The sequence below is a fragment of the Dyadobacter psychrotolerans genome, assembly GCF_004349265.1.
Taxonomy (GTDB): Bacteria; Bacteroidota; Bacteroidia; order Cytophagales; family Spirosomataceae; genus Dyadobacter; species Dyadobacter psychrotolerans.
The window spans coordinates 904,117-930,292 of record NZ_SMFL01000001.1 but is presented as its reverse complement, the minus strand read 5'-3'; the positions used below and the strand labels follow the sequence as shown (position 1 = coordinate 930,292).

Below are 26,176 nucleotides of genomic sequence, written 5' to 3'. Positions count from 1 at the left end.
AACCAAAAGTCTCTTTTTATAGCCGACGGTGCGAAAGCTCATAAAGACGAACTTTTTGATGCCAACAAATTAGTATTTAAAAAATTGCCGCCCGCTTGTCCTGAACTAAATCCTATTGAAAGATTTTTCAAGGAAGTGCGGAGGTATCTGAAAAACAAAGTTTTTGACAGCCTAGAACTCGCACAACAAAAAATTCAGAAAGTAGTAGAGAACATTTCAGAATCCATTGACAACGTGATTTCACTTACTTGTTTTCCCTATATCAGAAATACGTCTATTTAAATTGGATTTAGTATTAGTTTGTTTGTTTGGAGAGGAGATCCTGATAGCGGTCAACGATATTCTTTTATCAAGAAAATGGACTGATTATTGCTTCATAAATGATAGACAAACTTTTTTACGTTCTGCTTAGCTATTATTCGCGAAATACTGATCATGAAAAGGATACACCAGTCATCACCGTATTTTTTATATTTGTTTTGTTGTTTTTTTGTATGCTGCTAGCTGTGTACCATATACTTAGAACAATAGTTCTTGATGATTGGGGCTGGATTCCAACTAAACATTTTATAACCTGGACACTTGGAATTTTAGCTGCGATAATTGACTATGCTTTGTTTATTTATAAAAAGAGACATGTTGCTGTATACAAAAGATATCGATCTGATTTGTTCCTAAACAGCAAATTAGGTAAATGGAGTTATTGGGTGCTGTTCTTTATATTATTATGTTCTCCATTTATATTAACTGCGATAACCCATAGATTGGCAAAGGGATTTTGATAAATTTATTGATTAGTAGTATATAAGGTGTTTATTTGATATTGACAATGATAATTGATCCATTTTTCATTTTAGCATCGGGGAATATTTAAACTGTTAACAGTTAGTCGAGTTTAAAGACTTAGGCAATTAAGAATGAAATTCTTAATTGCCTAAGTTCTTCGATATTATTTTTCACTTGGACAACTAAATATTAATGATCAAGTTACTATACATGTACTACTATACCTTTTTCACAATGCATTATAAAGCTAGTCTAAATGGGACGGATAGTGGTCCGGCCTGGTATTCATCACTTCTTCAGATATGTGCCGGGCTTATTGGGCTAATATTTCTATTTTTAAAAATATTGGCGGAAGTGACGCATAAACGGATAAGTTTTTTTAGTCTAATAAATATATAATATCATTAGGATTATGTATTACGCTGGGCTGCCTGGTATATTATCTTCTTTTTAAAGTTTATGGTGTATCAAAAGAAACAGGCCTTACGGAAAGGTATCATTTTAATGTCACGCAGTCTGTAAAAGTATTTGTCTGGATCTTTTGGATCACCTCCATATTTGGAATTTTTGCAATTAACTTTTTAACTTAATCATTGACCGTTTATCTTAAATGGCCAGTGATTAGATTAAATAAAGATATTTGAAAGGGTTTTATTACACATTAAGAGATGATAGACAAACTGTTCTATGTGCTTTTAAGCTATTATTCGCGAAATACAAACCATAAAATTGATACCCCCGTTATCACGGTTTATTTTATTTTTACTTTTCTTATATGTTCGTTTCTTTTATTTTCAGCTATGATTATGTCATACATTCAGGATATAGATCGAAAGTCTACCGGAATCTCGAAGCCAGCTGCTTACTTAATGCTTTTAATATCTGCGGTTACCGTCTATTTGTTGTTTGTTATTAACAAAAGATATCTTAAAGTATATAATCGTTTTAGAGGTAATAAATTCCTTAACAGCAAGGCAGGTAAATGGATGTATTGGAGTATTGCTCTATTAATTGTTATTTCTCCATATGGTTTAATATTATTAGTAAATAAAATCGTTCACGGGTATTGGTATTAACGAAAGTATGATAGAGTTCATATTTTGCTCTATCATACTTTGCAAGAAGTGATTAGCCTGAGTTTTGTAATCGTCTGAACTATTGGCTTCTGGACTTTGACAGTAAAGTATGAAATTCCATTACTGCCAAAGTCAGTCGTTATTTTAAGATTTAAACAGATAATTGTCATGCACGCAAATCTTGTATCTGTTGTGATGCCCTGTTATAACTGTGAAAAGTATGTTACTTCTGCTATAAAAAGTATTCTGGATCAATCGTATGCTAATCTTGAATTAATCGTGATCGATGATGGGTCAACAGATGGTACACTAGGTAAAATTAAAGACTTCCGGGACTCACGTATATGCCTAATCGGATTAAAACAGAACCGGGGTAATTATGCTGCGCGCAATATTGGGATGAAAGCTGCCAGCGGAGAATATATTTGCGTAATGGATGCCGATGATGTTGCCAGGCCGGAACGACTTCAAAGGCAGCTTGAATTCTTGAAAAATAATCAGGATGTTGGCTGTGTGGGTTCGCAGGCAACCGTTATAGATGAGGCAGGAAATGGTTCGGGAAGAATTTTTAAGCCTGTTGTCGGCGCCGAAGAACTTGCTGTTTTGTTTCTGATCGATAACTTTACCCTGCATCCGTCATTGATGTTAAGGCACAGCTTGCTGAAAAGATTTCAGCTATTTTATGATGAATCGTATCTGTATGCCTCAGATTTTGACTTTGTGAGCCGGTGTGCTCAGTATTTTCCGGTAGTCAACACAGCAGAGAGCCTGATGTATTATCGCAAGCACGCATCTCAAATTTCATCTGATAAAAAGTTGTCTCAGAAGGCGTGTGCGGATAAAATAAGATTAAGCCAGCTGAATAAATTTGATATAAACCTCACTTTGGAGGAGCAGGCTGTTTACTTGAAATTATTTGACAACACATCGGAATTTATCTCAACTGAAATAGAGAATGTCTACAGCATTGTAAACCTGATCGTAAATGCGAACAGCAAACAAAAAAATTACAATCAGGCATTTATGCTAAGGCATTACAGAAATTTGTTGGTAACTGCTAAAGATAGGGAAGCGCGGAATCTGGTTTAATAACAACAGTTGCTGACTTGACCATTTAAGGATACATATACATACACGCATCAACATTCAATATGCCCGAGACCACAGTTTTAATTCCTGCCTATAACTGCGGGAAATACATAAAAGAAACATTGGACAGTGTTTTGAAACAGAAATATAAAGACTACGAAATTCTCATTATAGATGACGGAAGCACAGATAACACTAGTCAGGTTATTGACACTTTTAAAAATAAGAAAATAAAATACCTCAGAAATTCTGAAAATGCAGGCATTGTTGAAACCTTAAACCATGGGTTGAAAATCGCAAATAGCGAATTCATTGCCCGTATGGATGCTGATGATGTAATGCTGGGTAACAGGTTAGAAGAACAGATAAGTTTTTTGCAGAAAAATGCTGATTTTGGAATGGTAGGTGGGTGGTACAGGATCATGGATGAAAATGGCCGGTTTTTAAGTACCTCCAAAACACATCAGGACTCCGATTTTCTAAAGCTTGGCCTAATCTTTAGAAACCAGTTCGCTCACCCGGCAGTCACTATGCGCACTGCCATAGTAAGAGAATTAGCCTATGATCCCGAATTTCAGTATTGTGAAGACCATGATTTATGGATCCGTTTTTCCGAGGTTTGCAAGGTTACTAATCTTCCTGAACAATATCTTTCCTATCGCTGGTACTCCGGCAACAGCTGTAATCGTAAGCAAAAAGAATTAAAAACGGCTGTTTTGAGGTTGCTTTCAAGAGAACTCGATAAACTAAAAGTTTCTCATTCAGCTCAGGAGCTCATGCTTCATGGAGCAGTCAGCTTTGGAGCAGGACCAAAACTTTTTATTGCCAAAGAAAAACAGAAGGAGCTTAAAGAATGGTATGATAAGGTTTTTTCCTCTTCTGTTTTAAATGAAAGATATGATAAGTCGTGGCTTATAGATTTCAGAAGTAAGGTTCAGCAATTGTACTGTGGAATTCAGGGGTAATTTAAGTTATTCCGGTACTTTAAATTAAAACAGGATTATTGGCCAACAACTCCTTCGTATACCGATACCCGATCTCAAACAGTTTTTCCGTATGCCGAAAGTCAAAAGGATTAAATGCAGATAACTCCGGTGCTTCGATCAGCAGATTGCAGCGGTCCAGGCTGGCTTTGGCTTTGCCGCGCATGGCGAGGCGGAAACTTCGGTAGGTTATCTGATGGACGTTTGAAGATGCAGATTTGTTAAAGGAAATAGGATTGCAATGAATCCCGATCAAATAATCTGCATCATTTTCGATGGCGGCAACGGGAAGATTGTTAAAAATCGCTCCATCAACCAACTCCCGGCCCTGAAAGTTTATAGGCTTAAATATCCCGGGAAGGCAGCAGGAAGCAAGTATTGGTTTGAATAATTCGCCCTTGCGAAAACATACTTCTTCTCCTGCGTTAATATCTGTTGCTGTTACAGCAAGCGGGATTTTTAAAGACTCGAAAGAATTTTCAGGAATATATTTTTTTAGTATTTCTTCGGCACGGTCAATTTTAAGAAGTCCACCCAGACTAAATCCGAACCGCAGATAACCGGAGAATTTTGTTTTTAAAAATATATTATAAATTTCATCAGGAGAATAACCATAGGCCAGCAGTGCACCTATAAAAGCGCCTGCACTGGTTCCGCTGATAATATCCGGACGAATGCCCTGTTCAGCAAGTGCTTTAATCGCTCCGATATGAGAAATCCCGCGTGCGCCGCCTCCGGAAAGTACTAAGCCTATTTTAGTCATTTGTGATGCTGGGTTTAAACACAGAGTTTAGTTGAGGTTTACGCAGATTTACAAGGAGTTATGTCTTGATAATTCCAGGTGTTAGCCGCTATCCGCGTGTTATCAGTTCTTTTTATTAAATATTAACTTTAAACTTAAATCTAATTTTCTCCATGAACCTCCTTTCATCTCTGTGAGGCTCCGTGTCCAATTAAAACCAATTTAAATGAACCCGGATAAATCTCCGCGTTCCAGTATCTTAATTCCTTTTTCCGTTTGCTCCACAATGGCCGCCTCATAAAACGGATCGTGTTCAAAAAGCAGTATATGTTTTTCAGCAACAGCATTGTGCAAAACCTGTTCTTTTTCCTGCATGGTGAGCAAAGGTCTTACATCATAACTCATGATCCAGGGCAATGGAATGTGGAAAGACGAAGGAATAAGATCAGCAACATAAATTACCTTTTGGTTTTTATAACTTATTACCGGAAGCATCATTTGTTCAGTGTGCCCGTCAACGTGTATAAAATCGATAAACTTAAAAGGAGATTCGCCTTTTTCTAAAAACTTAAGTTGCCCGGATTCTTTAATCGGAAGAATATTTTCTTTTAAAAACGATGCTTTTTCCCTCGGATTCGGATTGGTAGCCCATAACCAGTGCGCTTCATTGGACCAATACGTTGCAGTCGGGAAAGTCGGGACGAGCAAGGACCGGTCGCTGTTAAACTTCACTGCTCCGCCCACATGGTCGAAATGGAGATGCGTCAGGACTACATCGGTTACGTCAGTCAAATCAAACCCTTTACTTCGGATGGAAGATTGGAGCGTGGCATCTCCGTGTAAATCATAAAAACCAAAAAATTTATCATCCTGCTTATCACCAAGTCCCGTATCGATCAGAATCAGCTTGTCGCCGTCCTCAATGAGCAGGCATCGCATTGCCCAGCTGCAAAGATTTTTTTCGTCAGATGGATTGTGACGGTTCCACAAAGTTTTTGGGACTACACCGAACATAGCACCTCCATCCAATTTGAAAAAGCCTGTATCGATGATATGTATGTTCATAGGGGAAAGATCAAATAAAATCGTCTTACATTTATAGGTTAACTGTTGGCAGCTGCCTAAACTTATCAATATTTTTCCAATCTTCGTGTTTTTTATCAGGTAAAACCTGCCCAATATGTTTAGTCCCGATTTCATGAAAGTGCCTTTCTGTTTGTTTCTGTTGCTTGGTTTTGTTTCTAGTCAGCAAAGCTTCGCTCAGAAAACCCCTGTTGAATATGTAGAAACCAGGATTGGCACCGCTCCTTCGACGACAGAAAGTGCACAGTCGCACAGTGAAGCCGGAAGTGAACTCAAAGGGCAAACCATTCCGGCCGTAGGAGCGCCGCATGGCATGACGCAGTGGACACCACAAACTCGATCCACGGAGACAAAATGTATTTCGCCTTACTATTTTACCGACACCAGATTTCAGGGATTCAGAGGAACGCACTGGTTAAACGGTTCCTGTGTGCAGGATTACGGAACGCTGACGGTTATGCCTATGTCAGGAGAATTAAAGGTAAATCCGGAATTAAGAGCTTCTGCTTTCTCTCATGATAAAGAAAAAACTTCTCCCGATTATTACGGAATATATCTCGACGAATATAAAATCAATGCAGAAGTAACAGCGTCACCACGTTCCGCAATGATGCGTTTTAAGTTTGAAGGTGATGAGGAAACTTTTATTGTCATTGAACCCAACAGCGATGAAGGGCAGGGTTTTGTTGAAGTGTTTCCGGAGAAAGGAGAAATTGTGGGTTATAATCCTGTACATCGTATCTATCAGGGATCAGGTCAGCCGGCAGGTTTCAGCGGATATTTTGTTTTAAAATTTGATAAAAAAATTACGCAGTTCGGTGTCTGGAAGGGAGATACAATTGTTCCCGGCGGCAAAGAGCTTCAGGGTAAAGGTAAGCGGGAGAAACTGGGTGCTTACATTGGATTTGGTGCTTCTGCTCAAACCGTGTTGGTTCAGATAGGGACGTCATTTACAAGTCTGGAAGGAGCCAGGCTGAATATGGAAAAAGAATTGACAGGCAGGAGTTTCGAAGTAGTTCAAAACAATACAAAAAAACAATGGAACGACGCACTTGGTAAAGTAATCGTGACAGGTGACGAAAAAGACAAAGTTTTATTTTACAGTGCTTTGTACCGGACCAAATTGTCACCCAGGCTATATTCCGATATTGATGGCAAATACCCATCTTTCGCGGGTGGAACGCCCATGCAAAATGCTGAGGGTTTTGACTACTATTGTGATTACAGCATGTGGGATACGTTCCGGGGCGCCATGCCGCTGCACCATTTGCTTGAACCAAAACAATCCGGGGACATGATGCAGTCGTTGGTTAAAAAAGCAGAACAGGGTGGGTGGATGCCTATTTTTCCATGCTGGAACCACTATACCGCTGCCATGATCGGCGACCACTCTTCCTCAGTTATTGCAGATGCTTATGTAAAAAATATCAGAAATTTTGACTTGAAATCTGCTTACACCTACCTGCGAAAAAATGCTTTTGAAGTAAATTCCAGCGCGAAAAGTTACGCTGAGGGTAAGGGGCGCCGGGGTATGGAGAGTTATCTGAAATATGGTTTTGTTCCTTTGGAAGACAGTGTCTGGCAGGCATTTCACAAACGGGAACAGGTTTCACGAACACTTGAATATGCTTATGATGATTTTACCCTGTCGGTTTTAGCAGCCGGGCTTGGGCATAAAGAGGACGCTGATATTTTAAGAAAACATTCGCTGAATTATAAAAACGTTATCGACCCTTCAACTGGTTATGCACGTGGGCGCTATGCTGATGGAAGCTGGATCAAGTCTTTTGATCCGTTTGCAAAAAGGGTTTCATTTATAACAGAAGGTTCACCAGCGCAGTACACCTGGTTCGTGCCTCAGGATATTGCAGGTTTATCAAAAATAATGGGTGGTAACAAGGCATTTACCAATAAACTGGATACACTTTTTGAGCAGGGATATTACTGGCATGGCAACGAACCCAACCACCAGATTGCGTACTTGTATGCCTTCGCAGGCGAGCCTTGGAAAACGCAGAAATGGGTAAGAAAGATTATTCGTGAAGAATACGATACCAGCATGGGTGGATTGAGTGGAAATGAAGATGGGGGACAAATGTCTGCCTGGCTCGCGTTTAGTATGATTGGTATGTATCCTGTCACGCCGGGAACGCCGGATTATGTGTTGGGAAGCCCGGTTTTTCAGGAGGTTACTTTGAATACAGGCAAAGGGAAAAAGTTTGTGATCGAGGCCAAAGGTGTTTCAGATAATGCTCCCTATATCCAGTCGGCTACATTAAATGGAAAGGTATTTACAAAAACATATTTAACCCACACCGAGCTGACACAGGGCGGCAGACTGACTTTGCAAATGGGAAGCAAACCCAACGTAAAATGGGGAGCAGATGCCAAAGATGCTCCGCCTTCTTTGTCTAAGTAAGAGAGCTATTTTTACCAGAAAATCGAAAAACTTGCAAAGAATGGCGGTCTTCTTTAAATTCCGTCAGAATCCATTCTTTTCAGGTTTTCAAAATGAATCGCAGAAACTTTTTTGAAAAAGTAATCCCGGCAAGCCTGGCAGTTGGCGCGGTGGCTTCCTCCTGCGCCCCGAAAGCCCAGCGGTTGTATACCGACAAACATTATTATATCAACAAAGGCTATCATCAGATTCCAAAACTGAGATTGTCGATGGATCGTATCGTAAAGGAAACGGTGGGTTTGCGTCCCTTTCGTGCTTCAGGACCGAGGCTGGATGTTGAAACACTGGGCAGCAAAACCATTGTTCACAATTATGGACATGGCGGAAGCGGCTGGTCCTTATCGTGGGGAACAGGTAATATTGCCAGAAATAATGTGTTAGCGACAAAGGAAAAGAAAATCGCTCTTCTAGGATGTGGCGCAGTCGGAATTGCGACGGCTCGTTTGTTGCAGGAGAGCGGCTGTGAAGTAACAATTTACACCAAAGATGTACCTCCAAATATCACAAGTAACCTGGCAACCGGAACCTGGTCGCCGGCTTCCCGGGTATGTGATATGAAAGTTGCAAAGCCCGAGCTTCAGGGAATTATTGAAGAAGCAGCACGTTTCTCATTTCGCCGTTTTCAGTTTCTTTTAGGAATGGATGACATTGCCTGCTGGGCTGAAGAATATAGTGTTTTTAACCAGGCACCAGTTTACATCCCGGGAGCCGGCGGTGAAGATTTTGAAATACACGGACTCGTACCTGAACGTGTCAGATTAAGTAAAAAGGAGCATCCTTTTAAGGCAGATCATGTTACCCGTCGTGCTAATCTCATGTTTAATATTCCTTCTTATCTTCGCCATCATCTCAATGATTTTTTGATATTTGGAGGAAAGATAAAAATTCAGGAAATAAAGAAACCTGAGGACATTGATGCGCTTCCTGAAAAGGTGATTGTGAATTGTATGGGCCTTGGAGCGAAACCTGTTTTCAACGATCAGGAACTGACGCCGGTTTCAGGGCAGCTTTCGTGCCTGATTCCGCAAAGCGAAGTCAATTATAAATTATATACACAGGGAGCCAGTTTTATATCCCGCAAAGATGGGATCTATATCGGTGGAAACGGCATCGTGGGTAATTGGGATACCACACCAAGTAAAGAACAAACCGAAAAAACAGTAGGCATTCTGCAAAAGCTGATGCAGGAAATGAGAGGGTAAGGAGTCGTGAATTAAGAGTTAAGAATTAAGAGTGAGGAATTAAGAATGGGCAATGAAGCACCGTGCCCTGAAACGGCTTAATCCCTCAGCCGAGGGCAGCGCCCTGGGACTACGAAGTACGGAACAAGCTCGCCACGAGCTTCACAGTCAAGCATAATCGTCAATAAAATGAAAAAAATAGCATACGCAGGTGCCTTAATCTTATTATCGCTTACGATAAAGGCACAAACGAATATTACTCCGGAACAGCTTTGGAAACTTGGCCGTGTTTCGGCGTCCGGGCTTTCCAAGGATAAAAAATATGTAATCTATTCTGTCGGGGTCCCTGATATTGAAACTAATAAAACCATCCGAAAATCATATCGCATACCGGTAGCGGGGGGTGAACCAGTTGAAATAAAGAATACGGATGAGTTTTTGATGAATGACCGCATTTCCTCGGACGGGAAATACATCATCAGCAGCGACGCAGTAAAGGAGACGGAAATTACCGGAGCGGATAAATATAAAGATCTTTCAAAATCAAATGCTTATGTTTTTACGTCACTGAATTATCGGCACTGGGATACCTGGGAAGATGGAAAATTTGATCATGTGTTTGTTGCACCTTATGTTAACGGGAAGGCCGGTAAAGCAAAAGATATCATGGCAGGAGAAAAATTCGATTGTCCGCAAAAACCATTTGGCGGTGATGAAGATTTTATCTGGAGTCCGGACAGCAAGCGGATTTTATATGTTACCAAAAAGAAATTCGGTACAGATTATGCTGTGAGTACTAACACCGACCTGTATGAATATGATATTGAAAAAGGAACAACAGCAAACCTGACCGAAGAAAACAAAGGCTACGACGTAGCTCCTGCCTATAATGAAAAAGGAGAACTTGCCTGGCTACAGATGAAGCGGGATGGCTATGAATCCGACAAGCAGGATCTGATCGTGAGCAATGGCAAAACCAAGATGAACCTTACAGCCCAGCGGGACGATATACATGTTGACGGTTTCAAATGGGCAGAAGATGGTAAAACGATTTTTTTCTGGTCAGCGACTGACGGGACGATACAGTTGTTTAAGGTAAATTATCCCGGGTTGACGAGGATGGCCGTTGTAATTACACAAATTACAAAAGGCGATTTTGATATTAATGGAGTTCACGGGCAAGTTGGTAACACCCTCATTGTTTCAAGAAGCGATATGAATCATGCTGCTGAGCTTTTTTCTGTCGATGCTGAATCGGGGGTAATGAAGCAGCTCACGCATGTAAACGATGATACATACTCCAAACTGGGTGTATGCAAAACAGAAAGAAAATGGGTAGCTACCACAGATGGTAAGAAGATGCTCGTTTGGGTTATTTATCCTCCCGGTTTCGATTCTGCAAAAAAATATCCTACACTGCTTTATTGCCAGGGCGGACCGCAGGCAGCATTGACTCAATTTTATTCCTATCGCTGGAATATGCAGTTGATTGCTTCTCAGGGTTATATTGTTGTGGCACCCAATCGGAGAGGGATGCCGGGGCATGGTACGCAATGGAATGAGCAGGTGAGTAAAGACTGGGGAGGGCAGGTGATCAAAGATTATTTGAGTGCGATTGATGCAGAAGCAAAACAGTCTTATGTTGACAAAAGTCGTTTGGGTTGTGTTGGTGCAAGTTTTGGAGGGTTTTCGGTATTTGCCCTGGAATCTCAGCACAACGGACGTTTCAAAACCTTCGTTTCTCACGACGGAATTTTTGATTTTAGAAGTATGTATGGAACAACTGATGAAATGTTTTTTGAAAACTGGGAAAAAGGCGGAAATTACTGGGATAAGAAAAATACGGTTGCGCAGCGTTCGTTCAGCCAGTCGCCCAGCAATTTTGTAGACCAGTGGAAAACTCCGATTTTTATTATTCAGGGTGGAAAAGATTATCGTGTCCCCATCGAACAGGGCCTTCAGGCTTTCCAGGCTGCTCAATTAAAGGGCATTAAAAGTAAATTGTTGTATCTGCCGGATGAAAACCACTGGGTGTTAAGTGCGCAAAATGCACTGGTTTGGCAAAGGGAATTTTTTAGCTGGCTAAATGAGACTTTGTAAATAACTACCGGCTTTGGCCAAAGCCGTGAATCAGGTTATGCTTTGGTGGCCCCAGGTTTCAACCTGGGGTTATTAGTCTTATTAGCTATTATGTTAAGCGTTTTCAAATTTGTGTTATTTATCTTCTAAAACTCTGTCCTACAAATTTCAGAACTTCCGGTAGGGCTGTTCGCCAATAAGGCCAGGTATGTCCGCCGTCACGAACCCGGAACTCGTGTGGTACACCTTTGTCAATCAAAGAAGCATGCAGAACCATATTGCCTTTAATCAGGTGATCATCGTCGCCGCAGTCGATGTAATATTTTACTGATTTCAACTTTTCAGCCGGAGTTGTTTCTATAATTTTTAGAATTGAATTTCTGTAGTAATGATCCGTTAGTCTGGCGTTGCCTTTTAAATTAGGGCCATAAAGCATTTTGTATCTGCTTTCCCAGCGATCATCTTCCATTGAAGTCATTTCACCGTCTGTTCTCACCGCCGCGCTTAAGGGTGCCGCCGTTGCAAATAGTTCAGGATGTTTCATGGCAAAAAGCAAAGTCCCGTATCCCCCCATAGACAAACCTGCTACAGCGCGGAATTCCTTTTTAGCTCTTGCTCGGTAGGTTGATTCTATAAAAGGAATGAATTCAGAGATGAAGAAATCCTCGTACCTGATTTTCCCGTCGTAGCTGTTCATGTACCAGGTCACTTCTGCATCCGGCATCACAATAATCATTGCCGGAGCGTCGCCACCATTAATCGATTGGTCTGCAATCATTCCTGAATTTCCAAATTGAGGCCAGCCGGTTTCATCATCGGAATAGCCATGCAGTAAATACAAAACAGGATAACTGCGGTTGTTTTTATCGTAATCTGAGGGAAGATAAATGCTGTATTTCATCTCCTTACCCATCAATTTACTTTTCACTTTCAGGCTTTCTTTGATAAGGCCCTGTTGCGCGTTAGCGAAAAATGAGATAAACAGCAGGAAGGAACAAAGGAATTTTTTCATTTAATGTTATTTAAATTTCGGTGCTCAGCACCTATAAAAACGGTTTCCTGACTAGGTTCTACTGGTATTTTTACGTTCTGTGACTTGTAGGTAGTCTATCGCTGAAAACTTTGCCCGACAAACTTCATCACCTCTGGTAGTGCCGTCCGCCAGTATGTCCAGGTATGAGCGCCATCACGGATTCTGAATTCATGAGGAACGGCTTTGTCGATCATGGCAGCATGAAGGGTCATATTGCCTTTTACGAGGAAATCATCATCTCCGCAATCAATGTAATAACGAACCGATTTTAGCTTGTCCAGCGGTGTGGTTTCTATGATTTTTAAAATTGAATTTTTGTACCACTGCTCAGTGAGGCGTCCGGGGCCGGGATCAGATTTGCCAAAAAGCCCTGCAAATAATCCGTTCCAGCGTTCTGCTGGCATGGTGGATATATCATTGTCAGTCCAGAAAGCGCCGCTTAGAGGCGCTGCCGCCGCAAATAAATCCGGATGTTTTGTTGCAAGAAGCATCGTTCCGTAACCGCCCATCGATAATCCCGCAACCGCACGGAATTCCTTTTTCGTACGGGCACGATAAGTGGATTCAATATGCGGAATAAGCTCTTTTAAGAAATAATCTTCATATTTTTCCTTGCCATCTGCATTGTTGATATAAAAAGTAACTCCGGCATCCGGCATGACAATAATCATTGCAGGAGCGGTTCCATTATTAATTGCCTCATCAGCAATATGCTGTGCCTCGCCAAATTGAGTCCACCCGGTTTCATCATCGGAATAACCATGCAACAGATACAATACAGGATAGCTGCGGTTTGTTTTATCATAATCGGCAGGAAGATAAATGCTGTATTCCATCTCTTTGCCCATCAGGCTGCTCTTAATTTTCAGGCTTTCTTTAATCATCCCCTGCTGGGCGCTGGAAATGAGTGGAAGAAGGCAGAATATGATTAAACTTAATTTTCTCATTGTTTTTCAGAATTAATTAATTGCAAAATTAAAAGTAACTTTTTTGGTCAAAGGACATTGTAAAAATGGTGTAAAATCACAAAGGTTAAAATTGTATGATGAAGCGTTAATTTTCAACGACAAACTCTACACGATGTTCACTAGTATTGTATGGTTAAATATCGATTACCTGAGCAAGCTCCCAAACTGTACATTAAAGCATCCATATTGCCTTTACTTACCTGTTTATAAATCCTAAATTTTATATGTCCCGCAACTTTTGGAAGTCTGAATCTGCCGGAACGTTTTGTCACGTTTCAAATTATCACTTATTATTGACATTCTTTTTACTTTTTTGTTCACTTACGTCCACATTTGCCCAGGGTAAAAAAGCAGATTACCAACGCGCGGAAAAAGTGAAACAAGTGATGGACACAAAGGTGTTTTATGCGCCGTCTGCGTTTCACTGGCTTGAAGATAACGCAAAGGTCTGGTATGCAAATTCGACCCCGACAGGTAAGAAATTTGTTTTGGCTGATGTAAAAAATAAAACAAAACAACCTGCTTTCGATCACCAGAAACTTGCATCGGGACTGGCAATTGCTTCCGGGATGAAAGTGAATCCAGATAGCCTTCCGTTTACGGACATTGCTTTTGTAGATAACGGTAAAGCACTGGAGTTTACAGTTAATGAAACGGCTTGGAAATGTTCGCTTGATTCTTATGTTTGCACAAAGACTGTTAAACGACCTGATGTACGGCGGAGGGGATTCTGGGGTGACAATGGTGAGGATAATACAAGACAAAACATCGTTTCTCCGGATGGTAAATGGACTGCTTTTGTCAAAAGTTACAATGTTTATGTTGAGGCTACCGACAAATCCGTGAAGGAATTTGCCATGAGTTTTGACGGATCGGAAGGGGATTATTATTCGCCTGTTCTGTCTTGGTCGCCGGACTCAAAGAAACTTGTCGCTTATAAAATTCGCCCCAATAAACCACACCTGATCTATTTTATTGAATCCACGCCAAATGATCAGTTTCAGCCTAAACTTCATTCCCGCAATTATCTGAAACCAGGTGATGCTTTGCCACAGAAACAGCCACACCTTTTTCTTATCGATTCGAAGAAACACATTGAGGTTGAAACAGGTATGGGTCACCAGTATGCCGTTACCAATCCGAAATGGTGGAAGGATAGCCGTGGATTTACTTTTGAGTACAATCAAAGAGGACATCAGGCATACAGGGTTATTAGTGTGGATGCGGACGGGAAAGCAGTTGACCTGATTTCGGAAACAAGCAAAACGTTTATTGATTACAGCGGAAAAAAATATCGGCAGGATATAAATGACGGAAAAGAAATTATCTGGGCATCGGAACGTGATGGCTGGAATCATCTTTATCTGTATGACGGTTTGACAGGAAAAGTAAAAAACCAGATCACAAAAGGAGAGTGGGTTGTAAGAAAAGTTGTAAAAGTTGACGAAGCAAAACAAACAATTATTTTTGAAGGTAGTGGCCGGGAAAAAGGCCAGGACCCATATCTGATTCAATATTATAAAGTCCATTTCGACGGCTCCGGGTTAACGGCATTAACCTCCGAAAACGGAACACATGCTGCTACTTTTTCTTCGGATTATCAGTATTTTGTAGATACCTATTCCCGGGTGGATCTGCCGCCGGTAACAACTGTTAAAAGTGCTGTTGACGGTAAAATTTTGCAGGAACTGGAAAAGGCAGATATAACAGAACTACAAAAAATGGGCTGGAAAGCACCGGAAGTTTTTGTTGCCAAGGCGAGAGACGATAAAACTGATATTTATGGAATTATCGTTCGTCCGATCAATTACAATCCTAAAAAGAGCTATCCGGTAATAGAGCTTATTTACGCCGGGCCGCACAGTTCACACGCGCCGAAAGTGTTCAATTCAGATTTTCGTTATCGGTTTTTGCATGAATTGGCCGAGCTTGGTTTTGTTGTAGTTCAGCTTGACGGTATGGGGACATCAAATCGTTCCAAGGCTTTTCACGACGTTTGCTGGCAGAATATTAAGGATGCTGGTTTTCCGGATCGAATTAAATGGATTAAAGCCGCAGCCGCTAAGTATCCTTATATGGATGCAACAAGAGTTGGTGTATTTGGTAATTCTGCGGGTGGACAAAATTCGGCGGCAGCGCTGTTATTGCATCCTGATTTTTACAAAGTTGCCGTTTCTTCATCAGGCTGCCACGACAATCGTATGGACAAAATATGGTGGAATGAGCAATGGATGGGTTATCCGATCGGACCGCAATATACTGAATCGTCAAATTCAACGCACGCAGCAAAATTAAAAGGAAAGCTGTTGCTTATTTTGGGAGAGATGGATGATAACGTGGATCCTGCTTCTACGATGCAATTTATGGATGCACTTATTAAAGCCAATAAACCATTTGACTTCCTGATGGTACCGGGCATGGGCCATTCCTTAGGCGGAGATTATGGCGAACATAAAAGAAGAGATTTTTTTGTAAAACATCTCCTGGGTGTTGAGCCGCCAGCCTGGGAAGGTATGGATTGAAAAAACTTATTCAGGTTTCGCAGGGGATTCTGTCGGCAGATATCTCCTGCGTGTCTCGTTAATAAGGAATTTCTTTTGCGCTGTGAAGCTGTCCGGATGCATTGTTTTAAATAAATTACTCCATTCTTCAAACCGGTTAGTATCCGCCTTTCTAAAAGAGGAAGCATCAATTTTCTTTAATTTAAGGTATTCGTCAAACTCCATAGTTTTCAATTTTGATGCAATATATCAGTTTAGGTTAAAAGTACCCGTTAACGTTAACGGCTTTTCGCAATTCGTTTATATCTTCACATTCTGCCGGATTATTCCGGACAACAAACTTTTGGAATATTAAGCTATGATAATCGACTTACGAAGTGATACGGTAACCAAGCCAACCGCTCAGATGAAAGAAGCAATGTGGGAGGCAGAGGTAGGAGACGATGTACTCGGTGACGACCCGACAGTGAATGCATTGCAGGAAAAGGCCGCCAGATTATTTGGAATGGAAGACGCACTTTTTTGTCCGTCCGGAACGATGACAAATCAGCTGGCCATTCGTGTACATACGAAGCCGGGAAGTGATGTAATATGTGATAAATACTCCCACATTTATCTTTATGAAGGAGGCGGAATAATGCTGAATTCCTTTTCTTCTGTTAAACTAATCGACGGTGACCGTGGCCGGATAACAGCTTCTCAGGTTGCCGATTCCATCAGTCCTGAAAACGACATACATTCGACCCGTACCTGTTTGGTGTCATTGGAAAATACGATGAATAAGGGTGGCGGGGCTTATTATGACATTAATGAAATTAAAAATATCCGGCAGGTATGCTGGGATCATAAAATTCCGCTTCATCTCGATGGAGCAAGAATATTTAATGCGTTAGTAGAAACAGGAGAGGATCCTTCTCAATACGGACAGCTTTTTGACAGCATCAGTATCTGTTTATCAAAAGGCCTTGGCTGTCCGGTTGGATCTATTTTGCTTGGTTCAAAACAAACAATCAGTGAAGCACGACGCTTCAGGAAAGTAATGGGTGGCGGCTGGAGACAGGCTGGTTTTTTGGCGGCTGCAGGTATTTACGCACTGGACAATCACGTTGGCCGTCTGGCCGAAGATCATTTACGAGCCCGGGTAATCGGAGAAATTTTTAGACAGAAAGCAGAAGTGGAAGAAATTTTCCAGGTAGATACGAATATTGTGATCATTCGACTTCAGGAAAAAATATCAGAGAAAGACTATGTTAAAAAACTGGCAGACATGGGTATTCTGGCTGTTTCTTTTGGCAAAAATCTGGTACGTTTCGTTACCCACCTCAATTTCACCGACGACCAAATGGATCTGATGCAGAAAAAACTTCTTAGCTAACGATCGGGTTATTTTTTACCACCTGAGACACCTTGGCACAGGTTAGTTTTATTATTTTATTCTAAAAAACTCAGCTTCACTAAAATGTCTCAGGTGGTAAATATAATACCAAGCCTCAAATGTTAAACCTCGGGTTTATTTTAAACATCTGAGACACCTTAGCACGCCTCAATTATAATTTAACGAATTAGAAACTCAGGTGTACTAAAATGTCTCAGGATGCAATTAAAAAAACAAACCCGGATGTTAAACCTCGGGGATGATTTCTTCGTATTCGTATTCGGAGTTGGGACCCTGGTAAATGACTTTCATTCCGGTAATATCCGCCACATATGTATGTATCCCTGCGTCTCCAATCTCCTTTAAAAAAGTGTGATAATCAATCGACTTTTCCTGAATTTTTTTAATAGCCGCTTTAACCGCCTCTAATTCAAATGTTTCAGCTGGCTCAAACTCCGGCATATCCGGTGGAATTATAAGCTTTTCACCGTTTGTAGCCGTGTATGTTCGTTTGTGATTACTGACTTTCACAAAGTAGTTATCAATCCCGATGGCTTTTAAATTTTTTATCAGGTAGGGGTAGGCCTGTCCTTCCGCCCTGTTTTCGGCTGAAATAATCAGCTCTTCTGTTAACGTGATATTTTCCATAGCTTAATAATTTTGGAGTGTCGAAGGTTAGATGCCTATTTCAAATATAATAAATGAATGCCAATGAAGTTGCAAAAACCGCGTTTGCTGACATATATCACGATTTTCGCAACGTTTTAATCGCAATCACCCATTCTTCTCTTTTACATCTGGAGCATACCGCCATTCCGGGTTCGAGGTTTTCGGTATTACCGCAGAAGGAACAGGCATAACATCCTTTTACCTCGATCAGTTTACTTTTCTTTCCATATAAATGCGGTAGGATCGGTAAACCGGCAAGGACTTCCTCATCGTCGTAAAAAAATACGCTCACTTCACCAGAAGGCTCCAGATATGCATTTTTTATCTGACCAAGATGTTCGATGCTTTTCAGGCGCAGTTCAGAAAAAAATTCATCCTGGGCTAAGCTTTCCTTTTTAAATTCTGTAATTGAAAAATTACCTTCTTTAATAAGACAGACAGTTTCGCCTTCCACCAGTTTTTCGAACCATTTGCTTTTACCTGTCAGCCAGGTTACGCCCCGATAAAGCAGGATTACCGTGGTAAAAACAACAAGTGCCGGCAAAATGCCAACATCTTCATAAAACATAGGATCACCCGCAGCAGAACCGAGTGCAATAATAATTACCGTTTCAAAAATTGATAATTGTTTTACACCTCTTTTGCCCGTTGCCCTCAATGCAATCAGGACAATGGTAAACATGATTGCTGAGCGAAAAATTACCTCAAAAATGAATTCGGCAGGAAGTTCATTTAGTAAAACTCGTTCCCATTCGAAGATATCTTTCATTGTTTATAAGTCTATTTGTCTTATAAAAAAAGATGTTACCCTGACCTCTTTGAGCCGGGTAACATCTCCTTTATCTGGTATTTAATTTCCTGTGAAGTATAATATATTTCAGTGAGCCATGTCATCGTCCTCGTGATGGACTATCAATGAACTCCTTGTATCTAATTTTTGAATCATTTCATTTGACATTGCATCGGCATATACCCCGTAGCTACTGACCAAAGTTCCTTTAAGTCCGTCGCATGATTCGATTGCGTACAAAATTGACGTATCCGATGGATTGCTCATTCCCTCGAATCTGAAAAATTCAACAATATTGAAGTCTTCTGGAGAAAGATTGAGACGAATGCCATCTTCTTTTTGCAATTCCAGAGAATGGGCAGTTAAGTTAAAATCGTATGTATACCCTCTCTTTTTTAACTCTTCCAGAGTTTCTATCAATGTATCCGGTTCGTTCGTGTCCTGATGTTCCGGATTATTGCTTTTTTCCTGTGACATATCGGTTTCCTGTAAGTCCATGGCGAGAGTTAGTTTAAGGTTAAGATTGTAACATGATCGAGAAACAGTATGATGTCCGGAACTAATCAATATTTGTAAATGATTAATCTTCAATACACATATTTCGCGATCTGCTACTTTTGATCAAAAAACTATGCCGTCATTGAGTTTGGTTAAAGCGATAAATATGCGGATTCGAAATGACAGGAAATGCTTGCTTTGGTTTATTAAAATTAAAATTATAAAATAAACTAAGTATCTGTTGGTCAGTTTGTTAGTTTATAAAGATGCTTAAACAAATCCTTTTTATATTCTTGTTTAAATTATGCAATTTTGAAATAAAATCTAATAAATCTTAAGGACATGTTGAGGTGCTTTAACCTCAATATGCCATAAAATGTGGAAGCTGACCTTGGGAAGTTTTCTAAGGTTTGTAAATCCGGGTGCCTATGTTATATGCCGAGAAACATCCCAATCCGCCGTTAATGTTGGTAAAGATCAGGGAAGGTTCCGAAAACGGATTTTCATTGTTTCTTAGTTGAAGGGACCGGTGGTATTTAAAGTAAGCCTCGTCTGCATTATATAAGTCAAAGGTTATGGAAACGATCTTATTTTTGGGTCTGACTACAAACTTTTTGCCGGTTCCAAAATCGTAAGTGATGGTTTCGGGTAGTTCAAATGTTCCTAATGGAGATGTCAGAATAGCTCCATCAAGGTTTGCATCGCTTTGGTAATCGTTCCTTCCGATTGTCCGGTCCCAATCTACATTAAAACGATTTCGTACGCGTCTTTCACGAAAGGTTTCTACACTATTTCCTTCTCCATGGGTGTATTCAAGTTCAAGATATGCCCTCAGCCGGTAATAATTTGCTTCTCCGGCAATGTCCTGCCAGCTCATTTTGACAGTCAGTGAAGTATCAATTAAAAATCCATTGTTTGAAAAAATGGTATCAATGACAAAACTTTTAACGATAACCTGCTTGGCAGGAACAACACAAGTTGCCTGAATACTTCTTTGACCGTCCGAAACAGAAAGGCTATAAGTTTTCCCGGCTACAATCGCAAATCGCGCTTTATCGATACCATATGAAGCTCCGGCGGAATCAAAGGACAGCGTGACTTCTTTCGTACCGTCTGAAAGTTTAACAATTGCATTTTTGATGACGTTCCCTCTGTCCGGAGATGTTCCAAACAGAGGAGCTGACTCTGTAACAATGACAGTCGTACGGGCCGCTTGCGGATTGAGAAATGCCTGAACTACAAGTTTTGCTTCGGTGTCCGGTAGTTTATCCTGGGAAACAACCGTCACCAGAGACTCACATGCAGAAAGCATCACGGCAAAACATAGCAGTAAGCAATGTATCAGTTTCATAATTTTAAAACTTAAAGTTATAACTGAACGAGGGAAGAAAGGGGAAAAGCGAATACCTTTTCAGTGTATTTGTAGTTGTTCCGTTCGTATTCTTTTCCTCCGAAATATCATAAAAAAATGGGTTCCGGCGATTGTAGACGTTATAAACGCCAAATTCCCAGGTCCGTTCATGATGTTTCTTTTTCTTGTGAAACTGAATTGCCACATCCATACGGTGAAAAGCTTCCGCCCGGAAACTGTTTTTCTCTCCGTATTCGCTTACCCTCGGACCGCGCCAGGTTGTATAAGTTTTACCATTATTGGTAACCGAAACAAGGTTGTCACTCACCCCTGTATAACGTGAAATCGGCAATGTAAGCGCATTCCCGGTTCCATAAACCCAGGTAGCAGACAGGGTAATCCTTTTACTGATTTCATAAATTCCAACAACCGAGAGATCATGACGCCGGTCGTATCTTGGATAAAAGGTTTTACCAAAATTAAGCTCCGGAAATTGCCATTTTGTCCATGACAAAGTATAACCAACCCATCCCGAAAGCCTTCCTATTTTTTTCTGAATTAGGAATTCCATACCGTATGACCAGCCTTTACCTGCCGTTACATTATCTTCCCAGCTAAGCTCACCCGCATTTTCACCGTTGATGCTTAAAAAGGAAGAGCCTTCTTTGTAATTCAGAATGTTATTCATGATTTTATAATAACCTTCCAGAGTTAGTGTTAAAGCAGGCTTTTCAAGATCTTTTGCAAGACCAAGTGCAATTTGTTTCGATTGCTGGGGAGCAACTTTATCTGTGGTTGGAACCCATAAATCCGTCGGTAATCCAAGACCGGTGTTGGAAAGTAAATGAACGTATTGGTTCATTTGTGCATAAGAAGCTTTGAATGAAAAATCCTGAGCTAGCCGTAACGCGGCTGAAAAGCGAGGTTCCGGTTTTATATAGTTTTTTGTTTCTGTCTGAAAAGAACTCAACCGAAAGCCGACATTCATTTTCAAAGCATCCAGCACCTGCCAGGTGTCTTCAATGTACACACCACCTTCAATTGTATTTACCGGTTTCACAGAACGTATGATCGGCTCACTTATAAATGAACCTGCGATGGCAATGGCAGAAGGCACAAACTTGTGAAAGGTTGCCTGTGCACCAAATTTTACAGTATGTTTTGTAGAAGGGAAAAAGTCGAAATCTGTTTTTACACCATAATCACGAATACGGGAATCGTACCGCAAACTGAATTCGTCAGCATCAGAATTTTCCTTTGAATAACTGGATACACCAAAATTAAAGTTGCTGTAAATGAACGAAGTATTGACAAAGAGTTTATGGTTTAACAAGTGGTTCCAGCGCATTGTCGCAGTTGCATTTCCCCAGTCGAGCCCGGCTCGTGCTTCTGTTGTAGAGCTTTTTTCGTTTGCATAAAATTTATCCCTGCCGAAGTAACCGCTGATATAAAGTTTGTCTTTCTGGCCGAAATCATAATTCATTTTGGCATTCAGATCATAAAAATAATAACCGGGTTTTACCTGGCTGTCTTCTCCTTTTTGTTGTTGCGCTATGAGTGGTTTGGCAAGAAAATCGATGTAAGTTCTTCTCCCGGAGATCAGGAAAGAAGACCTTCCTTTTGAAACAGGACCTTCCAATGTGAGTCGTGAAGATATCAGCCCGATTCCTCCTTCGCCGTGAAGTTTATCTTTGCTTCCCTCTTTCATGTTCATATCCAAAACAGATGAAAGCCGTCCTCCAAAACGGGCAGGAAATCCGCCTTTGGTAAGTTCCACGCTTCTGAGTGCATCGCTATTAAAGATGGAAAAGAAGCCGAAAAGGTGATTGGCATTGTAAACTACCGCGTCATCAAGAATGATCAGGTTTTGGTCCGGACCGCCGCCCCGCACATACAAACCGGTTTGTCCTTCTGTTCCTTTTTGCACACCGGGCATGAGCTGTAAAACTTTCAGTACATCTTTTTCACCAAAAAAGGCAGGGATCTTTTTAATCTGCTGAATGGGAATCTCCACCTGGCTCATCTGGGCAGAACGGCTGACGTAATCTTCCTGCCGGCGCGCAGATACCGTTACTTCTTCAAGCTGATTGATAACGGCCAGAAAAATGTTGATCTGTAAATTTTTAGAAAGGTTTATCTGCTTTTCAATTTTGTTATAACCGACAAAGGAAAATGATATCGTAGCCGAATCAGCAGCAGGAATGGTGAGAGAATAAAAACCGTATGTATTGGTTACCGCGCCGTAAGGTGTGTCGGGAATATAGACATTAACGCCTGGCAATTGCTCCTGGCTTCCTGCTTCTTTTACATATCCACTAATTGTAATCCGTTCCTGGGCAGAGGTAAACAAAGAAATAAGCAGCAGGAAAGCAGTAAAGTGAAAGTGCATGTGTTCTGTTATGTGCTCCGGGTTTAACGATTAAGAGGGGCCAATAAGTATATGAGGTGAAACTGTTAGTGATTTTATACAAATGATAGGGCCGTAAACATTAGTCCACGGCCCATATCAAAATCAAACCTTATCTAATCCACGGTTTTCCAACAAAAATTTCACGTCCGGTTCCCTGCCCCGAAAGGATTTGTATAACGTCATCGGATCGACTGTTCCGCCTTTTTCAAGAATATTTTTTCTGAACGAAGTGGAGACAACCGGATCGAATATACTTCCCGCTTCTTTAAAAGCTGCATACGCATCACTATCCAATACTTCCGACCAGATATAGCTGTAATAACCAGCAGAGTATCCGCCTGAAAATACATGCTGAAAATAGGTGCTGCGGTATCGGGGCGAAATCTGGTCGATCAGCTCCAGGTTATCCATTTGTTCTTTTTCAAAAACAGACACATCAACGCTTTCACCTGAGGTAAGGGTATGATAACCCATGTCTAAAAATGAAGCGGCCAGATATTCAACCGTGGAAAAGCCCTGGTTAAATTTGGAAGCACTTTTCATTTTTTTAATTAATTGGTCGGGAATGACTTCGCTTGTTTGATCATGCAAAGCATAGTTCCGGATAACTTCCGGCTCGAATGCCCAATGCTCCATAATTTGCGACGGCAATTCTACGAAATCCCGGGGGACAGAAGTTCCGGAAAGCGACTCGTACTTTACGTTAGATAACAAACCATGCAGCGCGTGGCCGAATTCGTGAAAAAGTGTCTCTACTTCATCCGGAGTCAGTAATGCCGACTGACCGGCAGCGGGTTTGGCATAATTGCAAACAATAGAAATAATGGGTGAAATACGCAAATCGTCTTTTTTAGACTGTCTGCGATATGACGTCATCCAGGCGCCGCCGCGTTTTGATTCTCTTGTGAAAAAATCCATGTATAACACGCCAACATGTGTCCCATCGGCCTCATTTACTTCATACACAATAACATCCTCATGGTATTTAGGTATGTCTGTAATTTCGGTAAATGTTAATCCGTAAAGGTTTCCTGCAACGCTAAAAATCCCATTGCGCGCATTTTCAAGTTTGAAGTATGGCTTTAACTCTTCTGCATGATAATTGTATTTTTCTTTTCTCACCTTATCTGCGAAAAAAGCCCAGTCCCACGCTTCAAGTCTGCCTTTTTCGCCTTCCCTGTTCATCACTTCCTGCATCTCGTAAGACTCTTGTTTTGCAACCAACAATGCCGGTATCCAAAGATCATTCAGCAGTTTAAAAACCTTGTCCGGTGTTTTGGCCATGCTTTCTTCCAACACATAATCTGCATGTGATTTGTAGCCGAGCAAACCTGCCTTTTCTGCCCTTAAAGAAGTGATTTTATGAACAATATTTTTGTTGTCAAACTCATCGCCATAATTGCAGCGGTTGATGTACGCCTCATACATTTGTTTACGAAGCTGCCGGTTTTCAGCATACTGTAAAAAGGGCATCACACTTGGGTTGTGCAGTGTGAACTTCCAGGATCCCGGTTGTCCTGCATTTTCCGCAGATCGTGCCGCAGCGGCAAGGAGCGAATCGGGGAGGCCTGCCAGATCATTTTGATCCGTAACAATGAGTTCGAATTTATTGGTTTCTGCCAGCAGATTCTGTCCGAATTTTACGGTTAAAACGGATAGTTCTTTATTGATTTCACGTGTTCTGGCCTGTTGGGAATCATCCAGATTTGCGCCGCTTCTTACAAAAGCTTTATACGTTTTATCCAGCAACTGCACCTGTTCGGCACTTAAATCCGGATGTTGTTCGTCCTGAAGAAATTTTACCCGTTCAAAAAGAGCAGCATTGAGATAAATGTCATCACCGTGATGGGATAACTGTGGAGCAATTTCAGGCGCTATCTTTTCAATTTCTGTTGACGTATTGGCAGAGCTCAGATTAAAAAAAACGGTGCTTACCCGTTTGAGTAATTCACCACTTTTTTCCAGTGCTTCAATGGTATTTTCAAAAGTCGGAGAAGCTTCCTGTGTATAAATAGCCTTTATTTTATCTTCCTCTTCTTTCATTCCCTGCAAAAATGCCGGCATAAAATGTTCAGGTTTGATTTTTTCAAACGGAGGAACCTGAAAAGGAATGGTGTGGTCGGTGATGAAAAATGGATTATGTATGTCTGACGCTTCAAATGCGCCATTATCGGATGCTGTCATGCTGGTAATTCAAATTTAAACTGATAAATTGAAATACGGTTTGTACTTCGGATTGCAATTTACCATTTGAACGACCAGCTACAAAACCTGTTGCTTACTGCATGCTCAAAGCATTTTCCTCCACGCTGTTTCTTAACATCAATCCTGACGAAATGCTTGCAAGGACAAGTTTTAAATCTACATCAAGATCTTTTTTGAACCAGACCTTCCCATTGTTAACCGTTGAAACCGCACCGATAACTTTGCCATTCAGCACGAATTCATAACCATACACATTACCCAGCGTTACCAGCGACGGCGATCCTTCCAGTTCGCGAATGCCTGAGATATCGATTTTGATATTGTTGTTACGTACAAAACCAACGGTAGAATTATTTTTCAGACTGCGGCTGTTGCCATCAACATTGTGGACAATAAAATCCCAGACAGCGTTGTCTCCGGCTGGTTTTACGGATCCTGCGAAGTAATTTCTGTATTTCAGCGAAACCGAGAAATAGTTTTTGATCGGTTCGTATTCCGTTTCGTTAAACCGGCTTACAAGTGCAACTTCGGCTGAGCTTCCATTAGCTGAAAATTGCTGAAAACTCAGTTTTTCTTTTGCTCCCTGAAAATTCACAATGAAGGGAATGGAGTAACCGGAGGTCCAGCCTCGTTTCACCTTGCTGGTTTTGAAATCTCCAAATGAAAGTACCTGCCCAACCTGAAAACCCTGTCTGCCTTTAACGGCGTAGGTTTCAGTTTCGTTTTTGAGGTCATTGTTTACCGCAAGTTCGGCAGTACGGCAGGAAAAAACAGAGATAAAAAGACCGAAAAGAACAGTCTTTCCGGCAAAAGATAAATTTGTGAATTTATTTTTCATGGCTAACTGGTTGATTTATATTTAGCAGGAAACCAAACAAAATCAAAAAGTTGGAATGAAA

The 26,176-nt window shown here is 40.9% G+C and carries 20 protein-coding genes; 8 read left to right on the top strand and 12 right to left on the bottom strand.

Features of this window, described 5'->3' with window-relative positions; translation table 11 throughout:
* The 3 genes from E0F88_RS03905 to E0F88_RS03895 form a co-directional block, all read left to right on the top strand.
* Positions 1 to 282 (top strand): transposase (locus E0F88_RS03905; protein WP_181956071.1); only part of this gene is annotated, 282 nt, incomplete at its 5' end.
* 1,748 nt (positions 283 to 2,030) lie between these two features.
* The gene (locus E0F88_RS03900; protein ID WP_131956768.1) at positions 2,031 to 2,951 is read left to right on the top strand and encodes a glycosyltransferase family 2 protein; all 921 of its coding nucleotides are present in this window, start codon (positions 2,031 to 2,033) and stop codon (positions 2,949 to 2,951) included.
* A 62-nt stretch (positions 2,952 to 3,013) separates the two neighbouring features.
* Positions 3,014 to 3,916, top strand: coding sequence for a glycosyltransferase family 2 protein (locus tag E0F88_RS03895; RefSeq protein ID WP_131956767.1), 903 nt, complete (start codon positions 3,014 to 3,016; stop codon positions 3,914 to 3,916).
* A 19-nt stretch (positions 3,917 to 3,935) separates the two neighbouring features.
* On the opposite strand, the gene E0F88_RS03890 is transcribed toward E0F88_RS03895, so the two are convergent.
* Positions 3,936 to 4,697, bottom strand: coding sequence for a patatin-like phospholipase family protein (locus E0F88_RS03890; protein WP_131956766.1), 762 nt, complete (start codon positions 4,695 to 4,697; stop codon positions 3,936 to 3,938).
* Between the two features lie 201 nt (positions 4,698 to 4,898).
* Positions 4,899 to 5,741, bottom strand: coding sequence for an MBL fold metallo-hydrolase (locus E0F88_RS03885; RefSeq protein ID WP_131956765.1), 843 nt, complete (start codon positions 5,739 to 5,741; stop codon positions 4,899 to 4,901).
* A 115-nt stretch (positions 5,742 to 5,856) separates the two neighbouring features.
* Here E0F88_RS03885 and E0F88_RS03880 point away from each other — a divergent pair, with 115 nt between their 5' ends.
* The 3 genes from E0F88_RS03880 to E0F88_RS03870 all read left to right on the top strand — a co-directional run bounded on the left by E0F88_RS03880 (position 5,857) and on the right by E0F88_RS03870 (position 11,498).
* Entirely contained in the window at positions 5,857 to 8,178 is a 2,322-nt protein-coding gene (locus E0F88_RS03880; RefSeq protein ID WP_229213665.1) for a GH92 family glycosyl hydrolase, read from the top strand.
* A gap of 92 nt (positions 8,179 to 8,270) precedes the next feature.
* Complete coding sequence (locus E0F88_RS03875) at positions 8,271 to 9,419, top strand: FAD-dependent oxidoreductase (protein ID WP_131956764.1); 1,149 nt, start codon at positions 8,271 to 8,273, stop codon at positions 9,417 to 9,419.
* A gap of 168 nt (positions 9,420 to 9,587) precedes the next feature.
* Positions 9,588 to 11,498, top strand: coding sequence for a S9 family peptidase (locus E0F88_RS03870; RefSeq protein ID WP_131956763.1), 1,911 nt, complete (start codon positions 9,588 to 9,590; stop codon positions 11,496 to 11,498).
* Positions 11,499 to 11,616: 118 nt separating this feature from the next.
* Here the strand turns inward: E0F88_RS03870 and E0F88_RS03865 are convergent, their stop codons facing one another.
* Together E0F88_RS03865 and E0F88_RS03860 are read right to left on the bottom strand one after the other, a co-directional pair.
* Positions 11,617 to 12,489 carry an alpha/beta hydrolase gene (locus E0F88_RS03865; protein WP_131956762.1) on the bottom strand — a complete coding sequence of 291 codons (873 nt, stop codon included), beginning with the start codon at positions 12,487 to 12,489 and terminating at the stop codon, positions 11,617 to 11,619.
* A gap of 95 nt (positions 12,490 to 12,584) precedes the next feature.
* Complete coding sequence (locus E0F88_RS03860) at positions 12,585 to 13,457, bottom strand: alpha/beta hydrolase (protein ID WP_131956761.1); 873 nt, start codon at positions 13,455 to 13,457, stop codon at positions 12,585 to 12,587.
* A 245-nt stretch (positions 13,458 to 13,702) separates the two neighbouring features.
* Between E0F88_RS03860 and E0F88_RS03855 the strand changes: the two genes are divergently transcribed.
* Positions 13,703 to 16,000, top strand: coding sequence for a S9 family peptidase (locus E0F88_RS03855; RefSeq protein ID WP_131956760.1), 2,298 nt, complete (start codon positions 13,703 to 13,705; stop codon positions 15,998 to 16,000).
* Between the two features lie 6 nt (positions 16,001 to 16,006).
* Here E0F88_RS03855 and E0F88_RS03850 read toward each other — a convergent pair whose 3' ends face one another.
* Entirely contained in the window at positions 16,007 to 16,204 is a 198-nt protein-coding gene (locus tag E0F88_RS03850; protein ID WP_131956759.1) for a hypothetical protein, read from the bottom strand.
* Between the two features lie 133 nt (positions 16,205 to 16,337).
* On the opposite strand from E0F88_RS03850, the gene E0F88_RS03845 reads away from it, so the two are divergent.
* On the top strand, positions 16,338 to 17,354 hold the full coding sequence (locus tag E0F88_RS03845) for a threonine aldolase family protein (protein WP_131956758.1): 1,017 nt from the start codon (positions 16,338 to 16,340) through the stop codon (positions 17,352 to 17,354).
* Positions 17,355 to 17,600: 246 nt separating this feature from the next.
* Here E0F88_RS03845 and E0F88_RS03840 read toward each other — a convergent pair whose 3' ends face one another.
* The 7 genes from E0F88_RS03840 to E0F88_RS03810 all read right to left on the bottom strand — a co-directional run bounded on the left by E0F88_RS03840 (position 17,601) and on the right by E0F88_RS03810 (position 26,115).
* Positions 17,601 to 18,002 carry a DUF1398 family protein gene (locus E0F88_RS03840; protein ID WP_131956757.1) on the bottom strand — a complete coding sequence of 134 codons (402 nt, stop codon included), beginning with the start codon at positions 18,000 to 18,002 and terminating at the stop codon, positions 17,601 to 17,603.
* Between the two features lie 97 nt (positions 18,003 to 18,099).
* The gene (locus E0F88_RS03835; protein ID WP_131956756.1) at positions 18,100 to 18,792 is read right to left on the bottom strand and encodes a DUF421 domain-containing protein; all 693 of its coding nucleotides are present in this window, start codon (positions 18,790 to 18,792) and stop codon (positions 18,100 to 18,102) included.
* A 108-nt stretch (positions 18,793 to 18,900) separates the two neighbouring features.
* The gene (locus tag E0F88_RS03830; protein ID WP_229213664.1) at positions 18,901 to 19,311 is read right to left on the bottom strand and encodes a hypothetical protein; all 411 of its coding nucleotides are present in this window, start codon (positions 19,309 to 19,311) and stop codon (positions 18,901 to 18,903) included.
* 403 nt (positions 19,312 to 19,714) lie between these two features.
* Positions 19,715 to 20,662 (bottom strand): DUF4249 domain-containing protein, encoded by a 948-nt coding sequence (locus E0F88_RS03825; protein ID WP_131956755.1) that lies wholly within the window; start codon positions 20,660 to 20,662, stop codon positions 19,715 to 19,717.
* A gap of 4 nt (positions 20,663 to 20,666) precedes the next feature.
* Complete coding sequence (locus E0F88_RS03820; protein ID WP_131956754.1) at positions 20,667 to 23,051, bottom strand: TonB-dependent receptor; 2,385 nt, start codon at positions 23,049 to 23,051, stop codon at positions 20,667 to 20,669.
* Positions 23,052 to 23,174: 123 nt separating this feature from the next.
* Complete coding sequence (locus E0F88_RS03815; RefSeq protein ID WP_131956753.1) at positions 23,175 to 25,256, bottom strand: M3 family metallopeptidase; 2,082 nt, start codon at positions 25,254 to 25,256, stop codon at positions 23,175 to 23,177.
* A gap of 94 nt (positions 25,257 to 25,350) precedes the next feature.
* Positions 25,351 to 26,115 (bottom strand): hypothetical protein, encoded by a 765-nt coding sequence (locus E0F88_RS03810; RefSeq protein WP_131956752.1) that lies wholly within the window; start codon positions 26,113 to 26,115, stop codon positions 25,351 to 25,353.
* Between the last annotated feature and the right edge of the window lie 61 nt (positions 26,116 to 26,176).